Source organism: Tabrizicola sp., assembly GCF_041913445.1.
In the GTDB taxonomy this organism is placed as follows: Bacteria; Pseudomonadota; Alphaproteobacteria; order Rhodobacterales; family Rhodobacteraceae; genus Tabrizicola.
The window spans coordinates 29,970-53,356 of record NZ_JAYSFG010000004.1 but is presented as its reverse complement, the minus strand read 5'-3'; the positions used below and the strand labels follow the sequence as shown (position 1 = coordinate 53,356).

The 23,387-nt window shown below is 67.1% G+C and carries 23 protein-coding genes and 1 tRNA gene; 14 read left to right on the top strand and 10 right to left on the bottom strand.

Going from position 1 to position 23,387, the window contains the following annotated elements; all coding sequences use genetic code 11:
* Positions 1-209: 209 nt before the first annotated feature.
* The 6 genes from ACE3Q6_RS06270 to ACE3Q6_RS06245 all read left to right on the top strand — a co-directional run bounded on the left by ACE3Q6_RS06270 (position 210) and on the right by ACE3Q6_RS06245 (position 6,829).
* Positions 210-1,841, top strand: a complete 1,632-nt coding sequence (locus tag ACE3Q6_RS06270) for a GMC oxidoreductase (RefSeq protein ID WP_374429807.1) — start codon at positions 210-212, stop codon at positions 1,839-1,841.
* A 17-nt stretch (positions 1,842-1,858) separates the two neighbouring features.
* The gene (locus tag ACE3Q6_RS06265) at positions 1,859-2,593 is read left to right on the top strand and encodes an SDR family oxidoreductase (RefSeq protein WP_374429804.1); all 735 of its coding nucleotides are present in this window, start codon (positions 1,859-1,861) and stop codon (positions 2,591-2,593) included.
* Between the two features lie 144 nt (positions 2,594-2,737).
* A complete protein-coding gene (locus tag ACE3Q6_RS06260; protein WP_374430411.1) occupies positions 2,738-4,129 on the top strand; it encodes a circularly permuted type 2 ATP-grasp protein in 1,392 nt (463 codons plus the stop codon).
* 190 nt (positions 4,130-4,319) lie between these two features.
* A complete protein-coding gene (locus ACE3Q6_RS06255; protein WP_374429802.1) occupies positions 4,320-5,270 on the top strand; it encodes an alpha-E domain-containing protein in 951 nt (316 codons plus the stop codon).
* Positions 5,270-6,076 (top strand): transglutaminase domain-containing protein, encoded by an 807-nt coding sequence (locus ACE3Q6_RS06250; RefSeq protein WP_374429800.1) that lies wholly within the window; start codon positions 5,270-5,272, stop codon positions 6,074-6,076. Before ACE3Q6_RS06255 ends, ACE3Q6_RS06250 begins: the two co-directional genes overlap by 1 nt.
* Before the next feature lie 30 nt (positions 6,077-6,106).
* The gene (locus ACE3Q6_RS06245) at positions 6,107-6,829 is read left to right on the top strand and encodes a peptidase (RefSeq protein WP_374429798.1); all 723 of its coding nucleotides are present in this window, start codon (positions 6,107-6,109) and stop codon (positions 6,827-6,829) included.
* Positions 6,830-6,842: 13 nt separating this feature from the next.
* Here the strand turns inward: ACE3Q6_RS06245 and ACE3Q6_RS06240 are convergent, their stop codons facing one another.
* From ACE3Q6_RS06240 to ACE3Q6_RS06225, 4 genes are all read right to left on the bottom strand, one after another.
* Positions 6,843-8,357 carry a tripartite tricarboxylate transporter permease gene (locus tag ACE3Q6_RS06240; RefSeq protein WP_374429796.1) on the bottom strand — a complete coding sequence of 505 codons (1,515 nt, stop codon included), beginning with the start codon at positions 8,355-8,357 and terminating at the stop codon, positions 6,843-6,845.
* Between the two features lie 3 nt (positions 8,358-8,360).
* The gene (locus tag ACE3Q6_RS06235; RefSeq protein WP_374429794.1) at positions 8,361-8,861 is read right to left on the bottom strand and encodes a tripartite tricarboxylate transporter TctB family protein; all 501 of its coding nucleotides are present in this window, start codon (positions 8,859-8,861) and stop codon (positions 8,361-8,363) included.
* Positions 8,858-9,802 (bottom strand): Bug family tripartite tricarboxylate transporter substrate binding protein, encoded by a 945-nt coding sequence (locus tag ACE3Q6_RS06230; RefSeq protein WP_374429792.1) that lies wholly within the window; start codon positions 9,800-9,802, stop codon positions 8,858-8,860. Before ACE3Q6_RS06230 ends, ACE3Q6_RS06235 begins: the two co-directional genes overlap by 4 nt.
* A 111-nt stretch (positions 9,803-9,913) precedes the next feature.
* On the bottom strand, positions 9,914-10,951 hold the full coding sequence (locus ACE3Q6_RS06225; protein WP_374429790.1) for an ABC transporter substrate-binding protein: 1,038 nt from the start codon (positions 10,949-10,951) through the stop codon (positions 9,914-9,916).
* Between the two features lie 193 nt (positions 10,952-11,144).
* Between ACE3Q6_RS06225 and ACE3Q6_RS06220 the strand changes: the two genes are divergently transcribed.
* From ACE3Q6_RS06220 to ACE3Q6_RS06190, 7 genes are all read left to right on the top strand, one after another.
* Positions 11,145-11,816, top strand: a complete 672-nt coding sequence (locus tag ACE3Q6_RS06220; protein WP_374429789.1) for a response regulator — start codon at positions 11,145-11,147, stop codon at positions 11,814-11,816.
* The gene (locus tag ACE3Q6_RS06215; protein WP_374429787.1) at positions 11,809-13,170 is read left to right on the top strand and encodes a sensor histidine kinase; all 1,362 of its coding nucleotides are present in this window, start codon (positions 11,809-11,811) and stop codon (positions 13,168-13,170) included. Before ACE3Q6_RS06220 ends, ACE3Q6_RS06215 begins: the two co-directional genes overlap by 8 nt.
* Before the next feature lie 29 nt (positions 13,171-13,199).
* Complete coding sequence (locus ACE3Q6_RS06210) at positions 13,200-13,343, top strand: hypothetical protein (RefSeq protein WP_374429785.1); 144 nt, start codon at positions 13,200-13,202, stop codon at positions 13,341-13,343.
* The gene (locus tag ACE3Q6_RS06205) at positions 13,333-14,043 is read left to right on the top strand and encodes a class I SAM-dependent methyltransferase (RefSeq protein ID WP_374429783.1); all 711 of its coding nucleotides are present in this window, start codon (positions 13,333-13,335) and stop codon (positions 14,041-14,043) included. Before ACE3Q6_RS06210 ends, ACE3Q6_RS06205 begins: the two co-directional genes overlap by 11 nt.
* Before the next feature lie 11 nt (positions 14,044-14,054).
* Complete coding sequence (locus ACE3Q6_RS06200; protein WP_374429781.1) at positions 14,055-15,233, top strand: glycosyltransferase family 87 protein; 1,179 nt, start codon at positions 14,055-14,057, stop codon at positions 15,231-15,233.
* An 81-nt stretch (positions 15,234-15,314) separates the two neighbouring features.
* Positions 15,315-15,734, top strand: coding sequence for a hypothetical protein (locus ACE3Q6_RS06195; RefSeq protein ID WP_374429779.1), 420 nt, complete (start codon positions 15,315-15,317; stop codon positions 15,732-15,734).
* Positions 15,735-15,971: 237 nt separating this feature from the next.
* A complete protein-coding gene (locus ACE3Q6_RS06190; RefSeq protein ID WP_374429777.1) occupies positions 15,972-16,349 on the top strand; it encodes a nuclear transport factor 2 family protein in 378 nt (125 codons plus the stop codon).
* Positions 16,350-16,622: 273 nt separating this feature from the next.
* On the opposite strand, the gene ACE3Q6_RS06185 is transcribed toward ACE3Q6_RS06190, so the two are convergent.
* Positions 16,623-16,697 (bottom strand) — tRNA-Gln (locus ACE3Q6_RS06185).
* Positions 16,698-16,810: 113 nt separating this feature from the next.
* Between ACE3Q6_RS06185 and ACE3Q6_RS06180 the strand changes: the two genes are divergently transcribed.
* Positions 16,811-17,977 carry an NAD(P)/FAD-dependent oxidoreductase gene (locus tag ACE3Q6_RS06180; RefSeq protein WP_374429775.1) on the top strand — a complete coding sequence of 389 codons (1,167 nt, stop codon included), beginning with the start codon at positions 16,811-16,813 and terminating at the stop codon, positions 17,975-17,977.
* 91 nt (positions 17,978-18,068) lie between these two features.
* Here ACE3Q6_RS06180 and ACE3Q6_RS06175 read toward each other — a convergent pair whose 3' ends face one another.
* The 5 genes from ACE3Q6_RS06175 to ACE3Q6_RS06155 form a co-directional block, all read right to left on the bottom strand.
* On the bottom strand, positions 18,069-18,746 hold the full coding sequence (locus ACE3Q6_RS06175) for a hypothetical protein (RefSeq protein ID WP_374429772.1): 678 nt from the start codon (positions 18,744-18,746) through the stop codon (positions 18,069-18,071).
* Between the two features lie 2 nt (positions 18,747-18,748).
* Positions 18,749-19,579, bottom strand: a complete 831-nt coding sequence (gene kdsA, locus ACE3Q6_RS06170; protein WP_374429770.1) for a 3-deoxy-8-phosphooctulonate synthase — start codon at positions 19,577-19,579, stop codon at positions 18,749-18,751.
* A 10-nt stretch (positions 19,580-19,589) separates the two neighbouring features.
* The gene (locus tag ACE3Q6_RS06165; protein ID WP_374429768.1) at positions 19,590-21,308 is read right to left on the bottom strand and encodes a capsule biosynthesis protein; all 1,719 of its coding nucleotides are present in this window, start codon (positions 21,306-21,308) and stop codon (positions 19,590-19,592) included.
* A complete protein-coding gene (locus ACE3Q6_RS06160) occupies positions 21,292-21,945 on the bottom strand; it encodes an ABC transporter ATP-binding protein (RefSeq protein WP_374429767.1) in 654 nt (217 codons plus the stop codon). The genes ACE3Q6_RS06165 and ACE3Q6_RS06160 overlap by 17 nt, the downstream gene beginning before the upstream one ends.
* A 115-nt stretch (positions 21,946-22,060) precedes the next feature.
* Positions 22,061-23,263, bottom strand: coding sequence for a Na+/H+ antiporter NhaA (locus ACE3Q6_RS06155; RefSeq protein ID WP_374429765.1), 1,203 nt, complete (start codon positions 23,261-23,263; stop codon positions 22,061-22,063).
* Positions 23,264-23,387: the final 124 nt, after the last annotated feature.

The window sequence follows — 23,387 nt, the reverse complement described above, 5'->3', positions numbered from 1 at the left end:
CCCTGTCGCTGCGGATCCTTGCCGGAACGCGACTCTTCCCGACAAAAGACTTGCCGGACTTTGCAAAACGAGCAACCTTCCGCCGGCGACGCAGAACGTGGGGAACAATCTGGACAAACCGACGAGACGCGGATCGGGGTCCGCATACCGTTGGTCGTTCGGCCTCGCCTGAAGACCTTTGGGTTTTGAATAGTATGGAACGTATTGCGATGACCTCCGCTTCTGCATCCACGCCTTCCTCGGTCGGGCAGGGCCTGGCCGCACGGGCCGCGGCTCGGCACTGGGACGTCATCGTCATCGGAACGGGTGTCGGGGGTGGCCTTGTCGGTCGCCGCCTGGCCGAGCGGGGCCTTTCCGTGCTTTTCCTCGAGAAGGGCCCGGCCGGCTATCGGACCGAGGGGCAGTATCTCAGCACCGATCTTGCCGATTACACCGCGCGCCAGGCCCGCGGCTTCTGGCCGACCCCGATCGAGACCCGCATCGACGGGGGACAACCGCACCGTTTCTTCGCGCCTTTGGGCAGCGGGGTCGGGGGGTCGTCGGTCTTTTACGCGGCGGCCGCGGAAAAGCCGGAACGCCACGACCTCGAAACGACGAACGCGATGGTGCATCCGACCGGCGGCTGGCCGGTTGGCTTTGACAGTTTTCGCCCCTACTTCACCCAGGTCGAGGACGTCCTGTCGATCCGCGGCGAGAAGGACCCGCTGTCCGATCTGCCGGGTCCGAAGCTTCCGGCCGCGCCCCTGACCAAGGCCGAGGAGCAGATGTTCCGCGACCTCCGGTCGGCGGGCCTGAACCCCTACCGTGCGCATGAAGCCTTGCGCCGCCTGCCGGGGTGCGATGACTGCCTGGGGCGCAAGTGCCCGCGGCCCTGCAAGATGGACGGACGCTCTGCCGGGGTGGAACCGGCGCTGGAAACCGGCCGCGCGACGCTTTTGCCGAACACCACGGTCGAGGAACTGATCGAGGGGCAGGGCCGCATCACCGCCGTCCGCGTCCGGACCGATGGCAGGGACTACCTTCTGGAGGCCGATGCCTTCGTCCTGGCCGCCGGCGCGCTCAACTCGCCCAATCTCCTTCTGCGCTCGACCGGTCGTCACACGGCGGGCTGTGCGAATTCCAGCGGCTGGGTGGGCCGGGGCCTGATGTTCCACCTGTCCGAAATGGTGGCGCTCTGGCCCCGGCGCGGCAGCCCGGTGGTGGGGGCGACCCGGGCGCTGTCCTTCCGGGACTTCTACACCCACGAGGGCCAGCGGCTGGGCCTTGTGCAGTCCATGGGGGTCGCCGCCGATTACGGACAGATCGCGGGCCATCTGAAGGGCCTCTTGTCCCGCAGCCGCCTTCGTCGGGTGCCAGGCGCGTCGCGGATGGCGACCGTCGCGGCCAAGATCGGCGCCGATGTCTTCGGTTCGGCCACGGTCCTCGTCGGACTGGTCGAAGATCTGCCCTACCAGGGTAACCGCGTCCAGCCGCACCCGGACGATCCGGAAATTCCCTTGATCCATTATACGATATCTGACGAACTTAAAGCCCGGCGGGCGCTTCTGCGCCAGCTGATGCGACAAAGGCTTGGCCAGCATCGGATGATGTTCCTGAACTTCGGCTTGAACCTCAATTTCGGCCATCCCAGCGGGACTTTGCGCTTTGGCACAGACCCTTCGACCTCGGTGCTTGACGCGGATTGCAAAGCGCATGATCTCGACAATCTCTACGTTGCCGATGCCTCGTTCATGCCGACATCCATGGGGGTGAACCCAAGCATGACCATAGCCGCCAATGCGTTGCGGGTGGGCGACATCCTTGCTGCCCGCCTTTCCGCGGTCCGGCGCAAGGCTGGCTGATGCAGGACGGAAGACCCATGCAGGAAGCGCTTGCAGAGATCGCCGTAATCACCGAGGCGGGGTGGGGGATCGGCAAGGCGCTGGCCCTGGCGCTGGTCCGGCGCGGCATCGCCGTGGCCGGGATCGGGCGTGAGCCTTTCCAGGCCGAGGGCATCCACGCCATCACCGCCGATGTCCGTGAACCGGCCGAAGTCGCCCGAGCCTTCAGCGAGATCCGCGCGCAGCTGGGCACGCCCACGATCCTGATCAACAATGCCGAGACCTATCCTGACCGCGACATCCTGGACGAGACCCCGGCCTCGTTCATGGATACCGTCCAGCTCAACCTCGGTGGCGCCTTCAACTGCTGCCACGAGGTCCTGCCCGCCATGGTCGAAAGCGGGTCCGGGCGGATCATCAACGTCGTCACCTTCGCCGATGTCAGTCCTGCTCCACTTGCCGCCGGCTACGCCGTCTCGAAAGGCGCACTGCGCATCCTGACGCGGGCGCTTGTCGCCGACCTCGGGGACCGTTTTCCGGGGATCGTCATCAACGACTGGATTCCCGGCACGCATCAGCCGCGCAAGGGGATCCCGGATGGGGTCGATCCGGCAGAGGCGGCCGAATGGGGCGCGACGCTTGCCCTCTTGCGGCGACCGGATCTTACGGGCCGCGTCTTCCTGCGCGACCGCGAGCATCTGCCCCCGGTCTCGCTCAAGGGTAGGGTCCGCGACCGGGTGCTGGGGCGCCGTCCCCAGCGCATCCGCCTCTGATCCATGCCTGCGACTGCCCAATTCTTGGGCATGTGGTCACCGCCCGGGCGGATTCGACATCTCGGGGCTTCCCGACGCCCGGGCGCTCTGCTCTAGTTCCCTCTAGGTTGGTGCCGGGGGACGGGTGTGACGCAGTTCAACGAGATGTATCAGGGGGTGGAGGTCCGCCCGCCCTATGCGCGGCTGAAAGACTGGGTCGCACAGATGCCCGTGGAGTTGCGCAGCCTGAAACAGGCCGAGGCAGAGGCGCTGTTCCGACGCATCGGCATCACCTTCGCGGTCTACGGCGAGGGCGGCGACCCCGATCGTCTGATCCCCTTCGACATGTTTCCCCGCGTCTTCTCCGGCTCGGAATGGGCCAAGCTCGAACGCGGAATCAAGCAGCGCGCCCGCGCCTTGAACGCCTTCCTCGTCGACGTCTATGGCCGGGGAGAGATCATCCGCGCCGGCCGCATCCCCGCCCGCCTCGTCTACCAGAACGAGGCCTACGAGAAGGCCGTCGCAGGCTTCGTCCCGCCCAAGGGCGTCTATTCCCACATCGTCGGCGTCGACATCGTCCGCACCGGCCCCGACCAGTTCTACGTGTTGGAAGACAACTGCCGCACCCCCTCGGGCGTCAGCTACATGCTGGAAAGCCGCGAGATCATGATGCGGATGTTCCCCGACCTCTTCCGGGAAAACCGGATCGAACCCGTCGACACCTATTCCGAGAAACTCCGCCGCACCCTGTCCAGCGTCGCGCCCGCCAAGTGCAAGGGCGAGCCGACGGTCGTGATCCTTACCCCCGGCCATTTCAACAGCGCCTACTATGAGCATTCGCTTCTCGCCGACCTGATGGGTGTGGAACTGGTGGAAGGGCAGGACCTCTTCGTCGACGGCGAATACGTCTACATGCGCACGACCGAAGGCCCGCAGCGCGTCGACGTGATCTACCGCCGCATCGACGACGCCTACCTCGATCCCCTGTGCTTCCGCCCCGACTCCATGCTCGGCATCCCCGGGTTGATGGACGTCTACCGCTCCGGCGGCGTGTCGATCTGCTCCGCCCCCGGGGCAGGGGTGGCCGACGATAAGGCTGTTTACACCTACGTTCCCGACATGGTCCGCTTCTACCTTGGCGAAGAACCCATCCTGCAGAACGTCCCCACCTGGCAATGCGGCCGCGACGAGGACCTGAAACACGTCCTCGCCAACCTTCCCGACCTCGTGGTCAAGGAAGTCCACGGCTCGGGCGGCTACGGGATGCTCGTCGGCCCCAAATCCACAAAAGACGAGATCGAACGCTTCCGCCTGAAGCTCACCGAGGATCCCGGCAACTACATCGCCCAGCCCACGCTCGCCCTCTCCACCGTCCCGACCTTCGTCGAGGAGGGCGTCGCCCCCCGCCATGTGGACCTAAGGCCCTACTGCCTTGTTGGGGAACGCATCGAGCTTGTCCCCGGCGGCCTCACCCGCGTCGCACTGAAGGAGGGCTCGCTCGTCGTGAACTCTAGCCAGGGCGGCGGGGTCAAGGACACCTGGGTTCTGGCGGAATGAGGGGCGCGCGCATGACAGACGTCGGACCCGGGACTGGCCTCCCCCTCACCCTGACCCTCTCCCCCGGGGGGAGAGGGAAGCGCGGATCGAACCGTCGTGCCAGGCAGGCCGGCGGTCGTTGGGCGGAACGGTCGCGCCAGGGTCACCCTCTCCCCCCGGGGGAGAGGGCCGGGGTGAGGGGAGAGCGCACATGCTAAGCCGCACCGCCGACAACCTCTACTGGATCGCCCGCTACATGGAGCGCGCCGATACCGTCGCGCGCCTTCTGGAAGTCGGATCCCGCATCAGCCTGCTGCCATCGGCCCAGGGCTACCGCAGCGAATGGGACAGCCTGCTGCAAGCCACCGGCATGGCCCATGCCTTCGCGCAGAAATACGGGCAGACCGTCCAGCGCAACATCGAAAGCTTCCTATTCTTCGACCGCGACAACCCGTCCTCCATCGCCTCCTGCATCACCGCTGCGCGGGAAAACGGCCGCATCGTCCGCACCGCGCTGACCTCCCAGGTCTGGGACGCGCTCAACACCGCGTTTCAGGAGCTGAAGCAGCTCGAACGCGCCGAACGCTCCACGCTGGAACTCTCGCGCCTCACCGACTGGACCATGCGCCACGCCGCCATGCTGCGGGGCGCCATCGACGCCACGCTCCTGCGCGACGACGGGTTCAACTTCCTGAACATCGGCTACTACCTGGAACGCGGCGACAACACCGCCCGCCTGATGGACGTGAAATACTACGTCCTTCTTCCCCGCGTCGATTTCGTGGGCTCGGGCCTCGACAACTACCAGTGGACCACCCTTCTGCGCGCGATGGGGGCGCAGCGGGCCTTCCACTGGGCCTATGGCGGCGACGTCACCGCGATGAAGATTGCCGACTTCCTGATCCGCAACCCGCAATCCCCGCGTTCGCTTGCCACCTGCACCGCCGGGCTGATGAACCACCTCGGCCGCCTCGCCAAGGCCTACGGGCGCGAGACCGAGGCCCAGGCCACGGCGCAGCGCCTGCACGCCGGGATTGAAAGCGCCACCGTCGAGGCGATCTTCGACGAGGGGCTGCACGAATTCCTGACCCGCTACATCGCCGATGCGGCCCAGCTCGCCAATGCGATCCACGCCTCCTACCTCAGCGGAGAGATGCGCTGATGCGCCTGACCGTCGATCACGTGACCCGCTACCGCTACGACGCGCCCGCCCGGTCGGTCGTGCAAAGCCACCGTCTGATGCCCTCGACCTTCGCGGGCCAGAAGGTTATCGACTGGGAGGTGACGGTCGAGGGCGGGCTGAAGGGTGCCCGGCACCGCGACGGGGCAGGGGACCAGGTCCAGGGCTGGACCATCGCCGGCCCGGTGACCGAAGTCACCGTCCATGTCCGCGGCACCGTGGAAACCGAGGACCTCGCCGGCGTCCTCCGCGGCCATCGCGAGTCCGTCGCCCCCGACTGCTATCTGCGCGAAACGCTGCCCACCCGGATCGACGTGGCATTGGCAGAGCTTGCCCAGTCGGCCACCGGCCCCGACACGCTCAGCCTCGCCCATGCGCTTTCGGCCGCCGTCTCGGACGCCATCGCCTACCGCCCCGGCGTGACCCATGCCCACACCACGGCGTCCGAGGCTCTGGCCCTGGGCGAAGGCGTCTGCCAGGACCATGCCCACGCTCTCATCGCCTGCGCGCGCCACCGGGGCATCCCGGCGCGCTATGTCTCGGGCTACCTCTTCGCCGCGCAGGACGGCACCCCGCACGAAGCCGCCCATGCCTGGGCCGAGCTTCACATTCCCGGCCTCGGCTGGGTGGGTTTCGACCCGGCCAACCGCTGCTGCCCCGACCAACGCTACATCCGACTCGGCTCGGGTTTCGACGCCCAGGACGCCGCCCCGATCCGCGGAATTTCGCGCGGCGGAACCGGCGAGGACATGGATGTGACGGTTGCGGTTCAGCAGGCGGTTCAATAGGGTCCGAGCCGGAAGAAGGAACGGACGACGATGACTTACTGCGTGGGGCTCTTGCTGAACGAAGGCATGGTGCTGCTCTCGGACACGCGCACCAATGCGGGCCTCGACAACATCTCAACCTACCGCAAGATGTTCACCTTCGAAGAGCCGGGTGAACGCGTCATCACCATCCTGACCGCCGGCAGCCTGTCGGTCACCCAGACCACCATCGCCCAGCTGCGCGAGGACATCGCCGACCGCGAGGCGACGCCCGAAACCTCGATCATGCTGGCCCCCACAATGCTGAAAGTGGCCGAGATCGTCGGCAATCGCCTTGCCGTCGTCCGGGCCGAGGTCGACCACAAGCTTGCCGCCTCGCAGGGCGCCTCCGCCTCGATGATCGTCGCCGGACAGCGCAGGGGTGGGGCGATGCGGCTATTCCTCATCTACCCAGAAGGCAACTTCATCGAAGCGACCGAAGACACGCCCTTCCTTCAGATCGGCGAGCACAAGTACGGCAAGCCGATTCTCGACCGCGTGGTGAAGCCGACGACCAGCCTCTCCGACGCGACCAAGGCCGTGCTCCTGTCGATGGATTCGACGCTGCGGTCGAACCTCTCGGTCGGCATGCCCCTCGACCTCGCGGTGATCGAACGCGACGCCTGCAAGGTCACCCTTCGCCGCCGGATCGAGAACGGCGACCCCCAGTTCCGTGCCATGTCCGAGGCCTGGTCCACCGCGCTGCGCGAAGGTTTCGCCAAGATCACGATCTAGCCCGGGGGGCGGATCAGTCCGCGTCCCCCGCCACCTGGCTCAGAACCTGCCCGCGCCCGCGCAGCCGCATCAGCATCGGTACGATCAGGAAGACCGCCGAGATGCCCAGAAGCGTGGCCGAGACGGGGGTGGACACCAGCGTCGTCCAGTCGCCCTGCGCGATGGACAGCGCCCGGCGCAGCTGCTGCTCGGCCATCGGTCCCAGGATCAGCCCCACCACGACCGGCGCGATGGGATAGCCGTAAAGGCGCATCCCGTAGCCCATCAGCCCGAACAGGATCAGCATGCCCAGCTCCACCGGCGAGGGGTTGACGCCGATGGTCCCCAGGGTGGCGAACAGAAGGATACCGCCGTAAAGCCATGGCCTCGGGATCGACAGAAGCTTGATCCACAGCCCGATGAGCGGCAGGTTCAGCACGACCAGCATCAGGTTCGCTATCAGAAGCGACGCGATCAGCGTCCAGACAAGTTCCGCGTTCATCACGAAGAGTAGCGGCCCCGGCTGCAACCCAAACTGCTGGAACCCCGCCAGCATGATCGCCGCCGTCGCCGTCGTCGGCAGGCCCAGCGTCAGCAGCGGCACCAGCGTCCCCGCCGCCGCCGCGTTGTTCGCGGCCTCCGGCCCCGCCACGCCCTCGATGGCGCCCTTGCCGAACTCCTCGGGATGCTTCGTCAGCTTCCTCTCCGTCGCATAGGACAGGAACGACGCCACATCCGCGCCCCCGGCGGGCATGGAGCCGATGGGAAAGCCGATGAAGGTCCCGCGCAGCCAGGCTTTCCAGGACCGTGCCCAGTCGGTCGCCGTCATCCGGACCGACCCCTTCACCTTGTGCATCCCGTCCGGCGGCTCGCGCATCGCGGCCACCGCCAGCGCCTCGCCGATGGCAAACAGGGCCACCGCCAGCGTCGTCGTCTCGATCCCGTCCATCAGCTGCGGCACGCCATAGGTCAGCCGCGCCGCGCCGGTCAGCCCGTCGATCCCCACGCAGGCCAGCGCCAGCCCGATGAACAGCGAGGTCAGCCCCCGCAGCGACGAATCCCCAAACGTGGCCGACACGGTGACGAAGGCCAGCACCATCAGCGCGAAATACTCCCGCGGTCCCAGCGTCAGCGCCAGCTTCACCACCTGCGGCGCGAGGAAGGCCAGAAGCAGCGTCGCGATCAGACCCGCCACGAAACTTCCGATTGCCGCCGTTGCCAGCGCCGGGCCACCGCGCCCCTGCCGGGCCATCTGGTTCCCCTCGATCGCCGTGACGATCGACGCGCTTTCCCCCGGCGTGTTCAGCAGGATCGAGGTCGTCGACCCCCCATACATGCCCCCGTAATAGATGCCCGCGAACATGATCAGCGACCCCGCCGGGTCGAGGCCATAGGTCACCGGCAACAAGAGCGCCACCGTCAGCGCCGGGCCGATCCCCGGCAAGACACCCACGGCGGTGCCCAAGGTCACCCCGATCAGCGCGTAAAGCAGGATCATCGGGTCCATCGCCGAGCCAAGGCCCTGCAGCAGCAGCGAAAAGCTTTCCATCCCTCAGCCCCCGAAGATCAGCCGCTCAAGCGGCCCGGCTGGCAGGTTCAGCTGCAGCAGCTGGTCGAAGACCCCGTAGATCACCAGCGCCAGCCCCAGGCCCACCGCCACGGCCATCCACAGCGGCTTCTGCCCGAAGCCACGCGCGGTCATGCCGAACAGAAGCGCACCCGAGATGACGAAGCCAACCACGTGCAGCAGCGCCAGCTGCAACCCCAGCCCGCCCAGGATCCACAGGACCGGGGCAGGGGCCTGACGCGGCGGCTTCGGCAGGTCGCCCTTCAGCCCGGACACCACCGTCAGCACCGCCAGCACCAGAAGCCCATAGGCGATGATCCTCGGCACGTCGCCGGGGCCGACGCCGGCATAGCCGCCGTCCTGCTTCAGCCCCGCCGCATCGACCAGAAGCAGCGCGGCAAGCCCTGCCAGCCCCGCTGCAATGACGAACGCCGCCCCCCGCGGGTTATTGGGGGGGCGGCGTTCCGGGGAGATCCCCTGGCTCATTTCACCAGGCCGATGTCGCGCAGCACGCTTTCGGTCGCGGCGATGTCCGCGTCCAGCTGCGTCGCGAAGGCGTCGCCTGCAAGGTAGGTATTGGTCCAGCCCTTGTCGGCCAGCATCTTGGTCCACCCGGCGCTGGCGTTCAGCTTCTCGATATCGCCCGAGATCTTCGCCACCTGCTCCAGCGTCAGCCCCGGGGCCGCTGCGACCATCCGCCAGTTCTCGACCACCACGTCGAAGCCCGCTTCCTTGATGGTCGGCGCATCGATCCCCTCCAGCCGCTCGGCCGAGGAGACGGCCAGCAGCCGCATGGTGCCGGCCTTCACCTGCTCGGCGAACTCGCCCACCGAAGAGACCCCGGCCGTCACCTGGTTGCCCAGGATCGCTGCCATCGCCTCGCCACCGCCCGAGAAGGCGACATAGTTGATCTTGGTCGGGTCCACGCCCGCGGCCTTGGCGAGAAGCCCCACGGTGATGTGGTCCGTGCCACCTGCCGAGCCGCCAGCCCAGCTGACCGAACCCGGGTCCGCCTTCAGCTTCTCGACCAGGTCGCCCAGCGTCTGGATGTCCGAGGCCGCCGGAACGACGATGGCCTGCGTGTCGCCCGTCAGCCGCGCGATGGGCGTCACGTCCTTCAGGGTGACGGGTGAGGCGTTGGTCAGGATCGCGCCCACCATCACATAGCCGCCGACGATCAGTTTCGTCGGATCGCCCGCGCTGTCGGCCACGAACTGAGCCAGGCCAACCGTGCCGCCCGCGCCCGGGACGTTGATCACCTCGACCGACGGCGCGATGCCTTCGGCCTGCATGACCTCCTGCATGGCCCGCGCCGTGCCATCCCAGCCGCCGCCCGGGTTGGCGGGGGCCATGATCGTGTAGTCCTGCGCGAAGGCCGGAACTGCCAGCGCGGCCGAAAGGGCCACGCCAAGGAATGCGTGTTTCATCTGGTTTCCTCCCATTGGGCAACAAGGTTGCCGAATCCGCCGGGGCTCCCTCCCCGGAACAGGTCCAGCAAAGCATGGCAACCTGTCAGCAACCTGACATGTTCCCCAAGGCTACTCGCCGCCCTCCAGAGCCGCGTTCCACTGGGCCAGCACCCGTGCCCGGCTGGCCCCGTCCAGATAGGCCAGCAGGCCCGGCGACACCGCCACGGGGCGCAGCTTCGCCCCCAGGGCCTCCTGCATGGCGGCGGCCGAATCCTTGCCCCGCACCTCCAGGCTGACCGCCGGCAGACGCAGCCGCTCGGCCAGCACCGTCTGCCCATCGCGCGACATCAGGAACTCCAGGAAGGCCTCGCCCAGGTCCGGGCTCGCCGCCGCCCGCGGCACCAGCGCGACCCGGCTGATCACCACGACATAGTCGCGCGGCAGCACCAGCCCGACATCTGGCAGTCGCGCCGCCTGGTCTGCCGCGTAGGACCCCAGCACGTTGTAGCCGAGCTTCAGCTCGCCCGAGTTCACCCCGTCGATCACCGCCTGCGACGTGGGGAAGGTTTGCACCCCCGCCCTGCCCATCGCCCGAACCAGCGGCCAGAGGTCGGCGAAATGCTCAAGGTCCCGCATCAGGTACAGGTAACCCACCGCCGACCGCGCGATGTCATAGGTGCCGACCTGCCCCTTCGGCGCCGTGGCCAGCCAGTCGATCAGCGCCGCCCGGGTATCCGGAGGTCCATCCGGGAAGGACGGCCGGTGATAGACGATCACCCCCGGCTCGAAGGTCAGCGCAAAGACCATGTTCCGCCAGGCCGCCCAGTCCGGCCAGGCCGCCGCCCCCGGAACATCCGCCTCGCGTGCATAACCGTCATTGGCCAGTTTCACGGTAACGTCCATCGCCGAGGAAAACACCAGGTCCGCCGTCGGCGCGCCCTTGTCCGTCTCCTCCATCACCCGTGCCGCGATCTCACCGGCAAGCAGGTCCTCGTAGCGCACGGCCACATCGGGTCGGCTGGCCTGGAATGCCTCGACCAGCGGCCGCGCCAGCGGGGAGTCGAGCGAGGAATACAGCACCAACTCCCGCTCGCCGCCCTCCGGAGCCGGGAAGATCGTGATCTCCGCCTCGGCGGGCAGGGCAAGGCAAAGCAGCAGGGCGCGCATCCACATCCCGCAAACCTAGCCGCAGTGCCCGCGCCCGGGCAACAACCGCGATTCGCGCTTAGTGGTGAACGCGGCCGCGGCGCGTCTTGCGACTAACGCTGCGTTGCCAGTCACTTGCCGGCCGACCCCGCAGTAATGCCTTCGAACCCGTTCACGCTTCCTAAACCGCGGCCACCTGTCCTACCTTTGCCCCATGAGAATCCTCCTCGTCGAAGACGACCTCCCCCTGGCCGAGGCGCTGACCACGCTCCTCCTCGGCGCGGGCTATGCGCTGGACGTGACCCACGACGGCCTTTCCGCCGAGACCCTGATCGGTGCCGAGCGCTTCGACCTCGTCATCCTCGACCTCAACCTGCCTGAGAAGGACGGCCTCTCCGTCCTCCGCTCCCTCCGCGCCCGGAAGAATCCCGTTCCAATCCTGATACTTACGGCACGAGGTGAACCTGCCGAGCGGATCCAGGGCCTCGACCTCGGCGCGGACGACTACATGGTCAAACCCTTTGACGTCGGCGAATTCGAGGCCCGCGTCCGCTCCATCCTCCGCCGTCAGGCCGGCCACCACGCCTCCGAACTCCAGATTGGCCCGGTCCGTTTCGACATGACCGCGCGCCGCTTCACCGCCGGCGACGAACACCTCGACCTGCCGCCAAGGGAGCTCGCGCTTCTGGAACTCTTCTTCCTGCGGGCGGGCAGGGTTGTCGGAAAAGAGGCGATCGTTCAATCCCTTACCTCGCTGGACGACTCCCTCTCGGACAATGCCATCGAACAATACGTCAGCCGCCTCCGCCGCCGCCTCCAGCCGCACGGCCTGACCCTCCGCACCGCGCGCGGCCTCGGCTACATGCTGGAACGCCCCCTTGGCTGACCGCCCCGCCTCGCTTCGCCGCACGATCCTTGTCTGGCTGGTCCTCGCCACCGCCGCCATCGGCGTCCTTGCGCTTCTGGACACCCGGGTCGAGGCCCTGCGGACCGCCCGCGAGGTGTCGGACCGCGTCCTCGTCGGCTCCGCGATGGCCATCGCGGAAGGGGTCAGCGTGGATGCCGAAGGCGGGCTGGCCATCACCATCCCCTTCTCGGCGCTCGACATGCTCTCCTCCACCGCGCAGGATCAGGTCTTCTACCGCGTGGACGGGCCAGAGGGAATCCTCACGGGATACCAAGACCTTGCGCCGCTTTCCGTAAGTGCCGAAGCTGAAACTGCGGTGGGCGACGCCAGCTACAATGGCCTTTCGATCCGGACGGCGACCCTGTCGCGCGAACTGACCACCGGCGAGGGCACGCTGCCCTTCACGGTCACCGTGGCCGAGACCACCCGCGCGCGCGAGGCGTTGGCCCGTTCCATCCTGACCCGCTCGGCCTTGCGGATCGCGGGCCTCATCGCCGGGGCCGCGCTGGTGGCCTGGACCGTCGCGACCTACGCGCTCCGCCCCCTTGACCGCCTCTCCCGCGCCATCGCCACGCGCGAGCCGCATGACCTGACTCCGATCCGGACGGACGCGCCCGCCGAGCTTCGTCCTGTCGTCGATGCGCTGAACGCGTTCCTTCTGCGCCTTTCGCGCGCGATGGCGGCGCTGCAGAACTTCGCCAGCAACGCCAACCACCAGATCCGCACGCCCCTGACCGTGGCCCGCACCCAGATTGCCGTGTCCGGAAAGGCGAACGGAGCGGCGGCGCTTCACAAGGCGGATGCCGCGCTCGTCCGGATCGAGAGGGTTCTGGAACAGCTACTCCTTCTGGCGCGGGTCGAGGCGTCCGGCACCCGGCCCGCCTTGCGCGAAGCCGACGTCGCGGCCCTGGCCCGCAGCGTCACTGCCGACCTCATGCCCCAGGCCGTGCGTCTGGGCCAGGACCTTGGCTACGAGGGGCCCGAAAGCGCCTTTGCCCTGACCGAAGAGGTCCTGCTGGGTGAGCTTCTGCGCAACCTCGTCGGCAACGCGCTTCATCACTGCCCGGCCGACACCGTCGTCACCCTCCACCTTGCGCAGGGGCCGGAGGGCCTGGAACTGTCGGTGACCGACACCGGGCCCGCGCTGGCGGAAAGCAGCTTCGCCGACCTCCAGACCCGCCTGCAGCCCGGCCGGGAAATGCGCTCGGGCACCCGCGGCCTGGGTCTCCACATCGTGGCCGAAATCGCCCATGCCCTGGGCGCGGGGCTCGAGATGCAGCGCGGACCGGGGGGCAGGGGGCTTGCCGTCCGCGTCACCTTGCGCTCCATGTAGGGAAGCCCGGCCCCCTCCCAGGGCGTGACATGAAGATCGCACTGCAATGGGATAACTCCATCACCGGCTATCCTTTTCGTGCGAGATGCGCGGTGGATACCGTATTCTCGGTCGTCGATTATGGTCCGGGGTGGCCTGGTTTGGACTTGCAAGGAGCCGCGCTTGAAACGTGAAACGACCAACTGGCTGCGCTTCATCCTCGAAGATCTGCTGCCCCCGGTGATCCGTGACTCGCAGCTCTTTCACGGCGTGGCGCGTCTGGCCTGGGGGCCGCATGTCACCCGCCTGGCCGACTTCCGCGAACGCTCGGCCTTCCTCACGCCCGAGGAATATGCCTCGCTCTACCGCGATCATCCCCGCGTCCACGAGGGCACCGATCTCTCGCAGGGCTGCGTCGACGAAATCCTGAAGTCCATCGTCGGGGACAGCGTCTGCGACATCGGCTGCGGCACCGGCTATCTCGTCCGCAACATTCGCGCCGCCCGCCCCGATCTGCGCCGCGTGGCCGGATCGGATTTCATCGTCGACGGGATCACCCCCATGCCCGGGACCGAGTTCCATGCCGCCATGGTCGAGGAGCTGCCCTTCGCCGACGGCGAATTCGATACGGTCGTCTGTACCCACCTGCTCGAACACCTGCTCGAGCCACGCAAGGCCGTGGCGGAACTGCGCCGGATCACGCGTCGCAGGCTCATCATCGTCGTCCCCTGCGAGCGTGAGTACCGCTACACCTTCAACCCGCATTTCAACTTTTTCCCCTACCGCGGCTCGCTTCTCCGGATCATGATCCCTGTGCCGCCCGAGTTCCGCTGTTTCCGGATCGGTCGCGACTTCTACTACGAAGAGACCCGCCCCGCCGCCGGGCCGACCTGAAGGACCAGACGGTGAGCGACCGGGTCCGCTTGATCCTGCTCGGTCTTGCAGCGCTGCTGCTCTTGTCCGATCTGCGCCCTGCCATGACCTTCCTGGGCGCGCTCTTTGACGAAGGGCTCACGCCTTCGTTGGTAGACAGCGACTTCGTGAACTATTGGATGGGCGCCCATCTCGCGCAGACGGGTGCTCAGGTCGACCTCTTCACCCAGGAAGTCTACTTCGACCGCCTTGAAGAGGAATTCGGCCCGCAAAGGCAGATCCGGGCCTGGTCCTATCCGCCGCACCTCCTGTTGCCGCTGTTCCCGCTGGGCTTCCTGCCCTACGAAGCAGCCTTCGCCCTGTTCCTCCTCCTGACGCTGGCGCTCTTTACGGCGGCAGCCGAGCATTTCCGGCGGACGGAACTTGCCCATGCCGATCGTCTTGCGATGCTGGCCGTGCTTCTGACCTATGCGACCGTCAACCTCGGCGCCGGCCAGAATGGCTTTCTGACCGGCGCACTTCTCCTCTTCGGGCTCGCCTGGCGCGGCCGGCATCCCGTGCTGGCCGGGATCGCCTTCGGGCTTCTGACCGTCAAGCCCCAGCTTGGCCTTCTCATCCCCCTGCTTCTGCTGTTCGAGCGGGACTGGCGGACGATCCTGTGGTCCGGGATCGTGACGGTGGCCCTCGTGGCGCTCTCCGTCCTCTGCTTCGGCTCCGAGCCGTGGAAGCTCTACCTGACCGTGACGATCGACGAACAGAGCCGCGTCCTTACGGAATGGACGGGCGTGTTTCTCCACATGATGCCGACCGTCTTCGCAGCCGCCCGCACGCTGGGGTTTCATCCCTCAGAGGCGGCCCTTTTGCAGGGACCGGTCTCCATCGCCGCGCTCGTTGCCGCCCTTTGGCTTTTCCGACGCGAGCGGTCCCGTCCCGGACGCGCCTTCGCGCTTCTTTGCACAACCTTCCTTCTGAGCCCCTACGGCTTCGACTACGACATGGGGGCGCTGGCAATCGTGGCCGTGCTTCTGCTTTCTGCGCAAGGCGTGAATGCCGGCCAGGCAGCCTCGGCGGCTCTGGCCCTGGTGGCCATACTTCCGGCATTCGTGTTGCCCACAAGCCTGGCCGGGGCGCCGGTGGCCCCCCTCGTGCTCGCTGGCGCGCTGTGGGTCTTCATGCGCAACACCCGCCGCCACGCCACCGCAGTGCCCTGAAACCCACGCAAGCTTTCCCAAATCGACCCACACCGTACACCGCGACTTTGCCTCCATATGTACGCGCGCCGGGGAAATTTCTTGCTGGCCAAGCACGAGGTGCTACGCTGGGATGTGGTGGATAGCCCGCAGATAGGATCGGCGTCCATGCGAGGCGACGGGGAACTGCAAGCGATGGCCCTAAGCCCGCACGACCCCTTTCTTTGCGCGATTCAGGGCTCGTACGCCATGGCCCTTCTCCGCCTCGGACGAATGGAGGAGGCGGCGAAGATGGGGCTTCTGGCCTCCCGCCAGCATAATGTTCACAAGCATATCCTGGGGATCACCGCCATCGCGCTCGCCGCGGCCGGTCGCGAGGAGGAGGCACGAGACCAGATTGCACGCATTCGCAGGCTGGACGGCAATTACGATCTGGCCCGGTTCAGAGGCGCCTTCATGCAGGTGTCGGAGGATTTCGCATCCGTGGCGCGCAGCGTGGCGCCCCGGATTGGATTGGCATAGCTTGAAGTCCTGGATTAGAGCCGGTCATACTCTGACGGATTGCGCCTCACGAACGGCTCATGGCCGATAGCAGGCGTCATTGCTCAGGGCGCTCGTCCGCCCCGTGAAGCATCGGCAGATCTTCGGCGAAATTTCGGTCATCCGTCAGGACTTTCCACCACCATGCGTGCAACCGATGACAATGGTCGGCACCGCGGCATGGTGCAGATCTGAACCTTGGAGGCTTCAGATGGGGATATGGGCAAGACTGACGAGTTGGAGGTCCTTCTTTCCAATTGGCTGGCACCAAATGTCGAGAGGCTTGCAGTGACCCTGCACCGGGATTTCGTGGCCTTTGGCCGCGAAGAGGGACTCTTCGTTCGTGCTGATGCCCCGATGTTCCTGTCTTGGGCTCGGCGCTCGAACCTGTCTTCGGGCTCCCCTTCCCGGGTCGATTGGTGTGATGTCCACGGAACACTTGCAACTGCGTGTCTCGTCCAGGAGATACCAGACTCAATCAAAACAATCGTGCTGACCATGCTCAACGTCAGCCAGGGCTGGAGGGTCATGACAGCGACCTTTTCGGTCCTTGACGCTGCAAATCCGCCGGTCGCAGGAAAAGTGCACGTGAACTGACCGCTTTGGGCCTGAAGTGGCAGGCAAGATCCGGCGATCCTCCGTATCTAAAGAGGTATTAGATACAGGACTTTACACCATGAAGACGATCTTGGCCCTCGGCTCAGCCGGGGGGTCTTTTACATTGCTGCACGGGGGTCTTTCGGACCAAGGCCAAGTCGGGGCAGGTGGTAGAGAAGCCGCAACCCATGAAGATCGTTGCTCCGGCGTTCGCTCGGGTAAAGATCCTACGCAGGCTGAGCGTGGCGGAGTTGGCGAAGCGAAGGGAGAGGTTGGCTGGGGCGCTAGGATTCGAACCTAGGTATGGCGGTACCAAAAACCGCTGCCTTACCACTTGGCGACGCCCCAACCGTGCCGGGGTGTTTAGCGAAGGGTCCGGGGGCGTGCAAGGGGCCTACGCCGAAAATTTCGCATTCCCGGCGCGGCTTGCGGGGCGTGGATCCGACCGCTAGGACGGGGGCATGATCTGGGACGCAGTGATCCTTGGGGCCGGGGCTGCCGGCATGATGGCGGCCATCGAAGCCGGTCGTCGCGGCCGCCGCGTGTTGGTCATCGACCATGGGAAAGCCCCGGGCGAGAAGATCCGCATCTCGGGCGGCGGGCGGTGCAACTTCACCAACCTCGGCATCGCACCCGAGCGGTTTCTCTCGCAGAACCCGCGCTTTGCGCTCTCGGCCCTCAAGCGCTTCACCCAGTGGGACTTCATCGCCCGGATCGACGCAGCGGGGATCGCCTGGCACGAAAAGACGCTCGGGCAGCTTTTCTGCGACGGCCCTGCGACGCAGGTCGTCGAGATGCTGGTTCGGGACATGGAGCGGGCAGGGGTGACGCTCTGGCTTGGCTGCAGCCTGGGCGACGTCCGGCAGGTGGCTGAGGGCTTCGAGGTCGAGACGGCGCGTGGACCGCAAAGGGCGCGGGCGGTCGTGGTGGCGACGGGGGGCAAGTCGATTCCGAAGATGGGGGCGACGGGCTATGGCTACCGGGTGGCCGAGCAGTTCGGGCTCCCGATCGTCGAGACGCGGCCAGCGCTGGTGCCGCTGACTTTCGCCGAGCAGGAGCTGGCCTGGATGCGGCCGCTTGCCGGCGTCTCGCTTCCCGGCCGCGTGGCCTGCGGCCGCACGGGCTTTGACGAGGCGGTGCTGTTTACCCATCGCGGGCTGTCTGGCCCGGCGGTGCTGCAGATCTCGTCCTACTGGCGCGAGGGGGAGGCGATCTCGGTCGACCTTTTGCCGGGCAAGGATGTCGCGGCGGATCTGCGGGCGGCGCGGGGAAAGGTGGCACTGCGGACGGTCCTTGCGCGCTGGCTGCCGGAACGGCTGGCGCGGCATCTGGAAGAGGCGGCGGGTGTGACGGGGACGATGGCCGAGCTTTCCGGGATCACGCTGGACAAGGTGGCGGCGGGGATCCGGGACTGGCGGCTGGTGCCGGTCGGGTCCGAGGGCTACCGCACGGCCGAGGTCACGCTGGGGGGCGTCGACACGGCGGCGCTCGACGGGCGGACGATGGCGGCGAAGGGGGTGCCGGGGCTCTACTTCGTGGGCGAGGTGGTGGATGTCACCGGCTGGCTTGGGGGCTACAACTTCCAGTGGGCCTGGTCCTCGGGCTGGGCGGCGGGGCAGGCGGTCTGACACCCGCGTCCACGCTGGGCAGTTGGGTGGGGCGCAGGAATATCAAGGGTTTGTCCGTGGACATTAACCTGTGGTTAAGCCTGATGAGCCGTCAGTCCGGCTGCACCACCAGATCATAGGCGATGTTCTGCACCATGTCTCCGTAGGCCTCGTCGGGGTTCGTGTAGAACGCGCGGAATTCCAGATGGTGCGGGCCGGGCGGCAGCGGGCGGAGCATGATCCAGTAGCCGTCCGTCGCGGCAAGCGCGTCCGGTGGGGCGCCGGCCTTGGGCGGAGTGCGGGCGAAAGGGTCGAAGCAGGCGGTCGAGGCGAGGCGGAAACGCTCGGGCTCTTCCACCGCCTCACCGTCGAGGAAGACCTTGAGATAGACGTAGGCGTCGTTGTTCCGCGCGGCTTCGGCCTGCATCCAGGGACAGTCGTCCTGCGTCGCAGGATAAAGCATCTGCACGAAGTTGATGACGGGAAAGAAGAGGTGCCGCCCCGCCGGAATCGTGCAGCTGCGGTGGACCTTGGACGACCCGTAGCCGCCTGCCAGGAACCACACCGGCCCGGACTGGCCCACGTGGCAGAAGGTGCCGACCTCGTCCACGATCGGGCTTTCGGACTGCGGCATGGCATAGGCCCATTGCCACCAGCGGCCGGCATAGGAGGTCAGCGGCTGGCCATCGACGATCCCGTCCGGCGGCACCACGAGCGACGTCAGATCGGTCTCGGCCAGGGCTGGTTCGACAAGCGGCAGTGCCGCTGCGAACGCCAGCGCGAAGCGCATCTTCAGACCCGCAGCGGATCGGCCTTGGCCAGCCGGTCGAAGGCCATGAGGCTTTCCACCAGCTTAGGCATCTGCGCCAGCGGGATCATGTTCGGCCCGTCCGACGGGGCGCTATCGGGGTTCTCATGCGTCTCGATGAAGACGCCGGCAATGCCCAGCGACACTGCGGCGCGGGCCATGACCGGGGCGAATTCGCGCTGGCCACCCGAGGAATTGCCCTGGCCGCCCGGCTGCTGCACCGAATGGGTCGCGTCCATGATCACCGGATAGCCGGTCCGCGCCATGATTGGCAGGCTGCGCATGTCGGCCACCAGCGTGTTGTAGCCGAAACTGACCCCGCGTTCCGTCAGAAGGATGCGGCTGTTCCCGGTCGAGGCGACCTTCGCCGCCACGTTGGCCATGTCCCAGGGGGCGAGGAACTGGCCCTTCTTCACATTCACCACCGCGCCCGTCTCGCCCGCAGCCAGAAGAAGGTCGGTCTGGCGGCAAAGGAAGGCCGGGATCTGGATCACGTCCACCACCGTCGCCGCCTCGCGCGCCTGGCCTGCGTCGTGGACATCGGTCAGGACCGGCATCCCCATGGCGCGGACGGCCTCAAGCACCTTGAGCCCGGCTTCCATCCCCATCCCGCGCTTGCCCGACAGCGAGGTGCGGTTGGCCTTGTCGTAGCTGGCCTTGAACACATACTGCGCCCCCGCCGCCGCGCAGGCCTGCGCCATCTCGCCCGCGATCATCTGGGCGTGGTCCAGGCTTTCCAGCTGGCAGGGGCCCGCGATGACCAGAAGCGGCCGGTCATTGCCGACGGTCAGCCCGCCGATCTTCACATCCGTCATCCTTGGGTCCTTACGACGAAACCTGTTCCCGCAGGATCGCGGCGGTCATCGAGACCATGAGGTAAATTCCCAGCATGATCAACAGCGTCACCAGCGTGTTCTCGAAGGCGCGGGGGAAGGCCGGCTCGTCGGGCGGGATCGGGCTGACCGACAGCGACAGGTAGCGCACCTGCCGGTTGGCCTCGACCCTGGCGGTCTCCATCGACTGAAGCGCCTGGGCGAGAAGCATCTGGCGCGTCTGCAGATCGGCCTGGGCAACCAAGAGTTGGCCCTGGATCTCGGCCAGGCTGGTCGAACCCGCCGTCGTCTCGGTCATCCGCGCGCGCAGCTCCAGCACCTGGCTTTCCAGCGTTTCGATCCGGCGCTTGATCGGCTCCATCCGCGCCTGGTTCGGCTCGGCATTGGCTTCCATCTGCGCCAGCGCCAGCCGCTCTTGCGTCAACTGGTTTTCGAGGCCCGAGATCTGCGCGACGACAAGCCCGACCTCGGTCTCGGAGGACAGGATCTTGTACTTCTCCTGCAGCTCGATCAGGTGCTTCTGCGAGGCGGTCAGCGCCTCTTGCGCGGCCTCGTAGCCGGCCTGGGCGTCGCGCATCTGGTCGGCCCGCAGCCGTTGCGTCAGGTGGTCGACCTGTTCCTCGGCATAGCTGATCAGCTGTTTCGACCAGGCCGCCGCGACCTGGGGATCGGCGGCGATCACATCCATCCGGATCACGCCCTCGGTCGTGTCGAACGAGATCTTCAGGAACTTCTTGTAGACCTTGTAGGCAGCTTCCAGCCCCGCGTCTGGCGCGAGCCGCTGCAGCTCGTCGATCTCTTCGCTTTGGAAATGCGAGCGGAAGCCCACATCCTCGTCCAGCCGCGACATCGCCTCGCGCGATTGCAGGTAGCCCTGCACGGCGATGGAATCCTGCGAGGTCGCGAAGGCCGTGCCCGAGAAGAGCCCGCCCAACGTCCCGCCGCCGCCGCTGGGGCCGGCCTGCTGGATCACGAATTCCGAGCGGACCGAATACATCGGCGTCGCCATCAGATAGAAATAGAAGCCCGCCAGGATCGTCGGCAGCAGGACGAAGGCGAAAAGCCGCGCGCCAAGCAGGGCAAGACGCTTTCGCCGGCGACGGGCGATGTCCTGCTGCATCCGCAGGATCTCGGCCGCCTGGTTCACCTCGGCCCGCTGCTCGATCGAAGGGACGGCGATCGGCTTGGCCTTCTTCGGCAGCTGCACCACGTCGCCCGGCAGGCGCGCGATCTCGCGTCCCGTGGCGGGCGGAGCCGGTTCGGCTTCGGGCTGGGCCTTCGCCTCGGCCGAGGCGGTGACGAGCCGCACGATCGAGGCGCGCGAGAAGGGGTCGACGCCCGCTTCGCGCAGCAGGCGGACGGCGTCCGCTTCCGACGTGGGCGTCAGGCGGCTGCGCTGCGCGATCAGCATCGCCCGGCGCAACTGACGCTCGGTCAGGCCTTCGGTCAGGATGGCGGCGTTGACCGCCTCGATCTCCTCGGGCGTCACGGCGCGGCGGACCTTGGCGGGCTCGGGCGGAGCATCGGCCTGCGGCGAGGCAGGGGCGGTCTCCTGCGGGGCGGGTGGCGGTTCCGGGGGCCGGAAGTCGAGGTTGCCGAAGCCGTCGTCCTGCGTGTCGAAGGGCAGACCGCCATCCTCGCTCTCGGGCGGAAGGGCCGAGCGGTCGACCGGCCGGGTGTTGTAGCGCGGGACCTTAGGCGTTGTAGTCATAGAGGCGTTTCGCTTCTTCCAGGGTCTCGAAGTGGTAAAGCTTGCCGTTGCGCAGGACCGCCGCCGACCGGCAGAACCTTTCCAGCGTCTTCGGCGAATGCGAGACGATCACGACGGTGGAATTCTTCAGGCGTTCCTTCAGGATGTTGCCGGCCTTGCGGTTGAACTCGACATCGCCGGTGCCGGGCATCCCCTCGTCGATCAGGTAGATGTCGAACTCGATCGACAGCAGAAGCGAGAAGGAGAACCGGCTGCGCATTCCCGAGGAATAGGTTGCCAGCGGCATCTCGAAATATTCGCCCAAGCCACAGACCCAGCGGCAGAAACTTTCGACATAGTCGGGGTCAAGACCATAGAGGCGCGCGATGTAGCGGCAGTTTTCCTTGGCGGAGTGCTTGTTGTTGACGCCGCCCATGAAACCCAGCGGAAAGGACACGCGCGAGGTTTTGCGGATCGTGCCCTCGTCCGGCTTTTCAAGGCCCGCCATCATGTTGATCAGCGTGGTCTTTCCGGCACCGTTCCCGGCCAGGATCCCGAGCGAGTTGCCCAGTTCGACGCGGAACGAGGCGCGGTCAAGGATCACCTTGCGCTGCACCCCGGTCCAGTAGGATTTCGAAACATCCCGGAACTCGATCATCGTGGCCTCGGCGTCCGTGGGTCGGACGTCTTTTCACCTGCTACGCCGATATCGTTAACATTCGGTTTGTGGCCTTAAAAGGGCCTACTCCGGTCGGGCGTTGTTTCCCGGGCGGTCAGGCGCTTTGCTGCACCGGTCGGGCGCGCGCCAGCATCAGGGCAAGCGCCCCGGCCAGGAGGCTTGTCGCCAGACCCAGACGCGCCGCCTCCTGCATCGCGCCGCCGGGAAGGGCGGTTGCAAGGCTGAGGACCGGGACAGTGAAGCCCATGGCCAGGATCAGCGTGATCCGCAGCACATCGCGGAGCGTCACGCCGGCAGGCAACCGCAGGCCAAGCGATGCGGCCAGGCCAAGGCCGAAGAGGATCATGCCAAGCGGCCGACCAAGCCAGAGGGCGGCCAGCGTGGTCAGGGTGGTCGGCGCGAAGGCCGACAGGTCCACGCCGCCCCGGGTCAGCCCGAAGAGGAACAGGATTGCGGTCAGCGGCCAGGCCAGCGCGTGGGTCAGCCGGTTGAGGGGGTCATGCAGCAGCTCTTCTGCCTCGGCGAAAAGGCCGAAGCTGCGGTCGGCATGGGCGATGGCGGGGATCACCGGCAGCAGCCCCAGGACGGGCGGCAGGCCCGAGGCCGCGACGCCGAGCCAGGACAGAAGGCCCGCCACGATGTAGGGCAGAAGGCGCTGGCTCGCCCTTCGTCGCGTCTCGGGCACGCCGGCGTCGGGGGTGCGCCCGAAAAGCGCCCAGGTCCCCAGCGCGGCGGCCAGCGGCAAGAGAAGCCAGGCAAGGCGCAGCGAGAAGGTCGGGTGGCTCAGCCCTGCGACGACCAGCGCCAGGATGTCGGTGGCGATGGCCAGCAGGAGAAGCAGGTGCAAGGCCGGATGGCCCGGCCCGAAGACCGCCCGCCCGACCAGGAAGCACAGCACCACGTCCGTCCCGAGCGGGACCTGCCAGCCCGTGGCAAAGCCTGCCTCCTCGGCCGTCTCGATCAGGCTGCCGACCAGGATCCACATCAGCGCGGCCCCGACCAGCCCGCCCAGGGTCAGTCCCGCCGGCAAGAGCGCCTGCCGCCCCTTCAGCGCCCCATGCTCGAGCGTCAGCGCCTCCCAGAGCTCCTTGCCGATGAAGAAGAGGAAGAGCGCCATCAGCCCGTCCGCGACCAGGTTCAGCGGCGTCACGCTGAAGGGCAGGGGGGCCAGCCAGCCGGGCGGGGCCAGGTCCAGGAGCCGCCATTCGATCGCGTCGTAGTAGCTTGCCGGGGCAAGATTGACCCAGACCGTCGCCAGCACCGCGCCGCCCAGAAGCGCTGTACCGAAGCGGGGCATGAAGGCAGAGACACGATACATCGACGCACTCGGCAGGTTTTGCGGCATCTGATCCCGAAACGCGGCGGGCCGCAATCCGGAAAGGGGGAGCCGTGGGGGGGGGGGGCGTTCACCCCCCGCCGGC

Bases quoted from the DNA above. Each gene is read 5' to 3' on its own strand.
- ACE3Q6_RS06270 (WP_374429807.1), top strand. From the start codon at position 210: ATGACCTCCGCTTCTGCATCCACGCCTTCCTCGGTCGGGCAGGGCCTG.
- ACE3Q6_RS06265 (WP_374429804.1), top strand. From the start codon at position 1,859: ATGCAGGAAGCGCTTGCAGAGATCGCCGTAATCACCGAGGCGGGGTGG.
- ACE3Q6_RS06260 (WP_374430411.1), top strand. From the start codon at position 2,738: ATGTATCAGGGGGTGGAGGTCCGCCCGCCCTATGCGCGGCTGAAAGAC.
- ACE3Q6_RS06255 (WP_374429802.1), top strand. From the start codon at position 4,320: ATGCTAAGCCGCACCGCCGACAACCTCTACTGGATCGCCCGCTACATG.
- ACE3Q6_RS06250 (WP_374429800.1), top strand. From the start codon at position 5,270: ATGCGCCTGACCGTCGATCACGTGACCCGCTACCGCTACGACGCGCCC.
- ACE3Q6_RS06245 (WP_374429798.1), top strand. From the start codon at position 6,107: ATGACTTACTGCGTGGGGCTCTTGCTGAACGAAGGCATGGTGCTGCTC.
- ACE3Q6_RS06240 (WP_374429796.1), bottom strand. From the start codon at position 8,357: ATGGAAAGCTTTTCGCTGCTGCTGCAGGGCCTTGGCTCGGCGATGGAC.
- ACE3Q6_RS06235 (WP_374429794.1), bottom strand. From the start codon at position 8,861: ATGAGCCAGGGGATCTCCCCGGAACGCCGCCCCCCCAATAACCCGCGG.
- ACE3Q6_RS06230 (WP_374429792.1), bottom strand. From the start codon at position 9,802: ATGAAACACGCATTCCTTGGCGTGGCCCTTTCGGCCGCGCTGGCAGTT.
- ACE3Q6_RS06225 (WP_374429790.1), bottom strand. From the start codon at position 10,951: ATGCGCGCCCTGCTGCTTTGCCTTGCCCTGCCCGCCGAGGCGGAGATC.
- ACE3Q6_RS06220 (WP_374429789.1), top strand. From the start codon at position 11,145: ATGAGAATCCTCCTCGTCGAAGACGACCTCCCCCTGGCCGAGGCGCTG.
- ACE3Q6_RS06210 (WP_374429785.1), top strand. From the start codon at position 13,200: ATGAAGATCGCACTGCAATGGGATAACTCCATCACCGGCTATCCTTTT.
- ACE3Q6_RS06190 (WP_374429777.1), top strand. From the start codon at position 15,972: ATGGGCAAGACTGACGAGTTGGAGGTCCTTCTTTCCAATTGGCTGGCA.
- ACE3Q6_RS06180 (WP_374429775.1), top strand. From the start codon at position 16,811: ATGATCTGGGACGCAGTGATCCTTGGGGCCGGGGCTGCCGGCATGATG.
- ACE3Q6_RS06175 (WP_374429772.1), bottom strand. From the start codon at position 18,746: ATGCGCTTCGCGCTGGCGTTCGCAGCGGCACTGCCGCTTGTCGAACCA.
- kdsA (WP_374429770.1), bottom strand. From the start codon at position 19,579: ATGACGGATGTGAAGATCGGCGGGCTGACCGTCGGCAATGACCGGCCG.
- ACE3Q6_RS06165 (WP_374429768.1), bottom strand. From the start codon at position 21,308: ATGACTACAACGCCTAAGGTCCCGCGCTACAACACCCGGCCGGTCGAC.
- ACE3Q6_RS06160 (WP_374429767.1), bottom strand. From the start codon at position 21,945: ATGATCGAGTTCCGGGATGTTTCGAAATCCTACTGGACCGGGGTGCAG.
- ACE3Q6_RS06155 (WP_374429765.1), bottom strand. From the start codon at position 23,263: ATGCCCCGCTTCGGTACAGCGCTTCTGGGCGGCGCGGTGCTGGCGACG.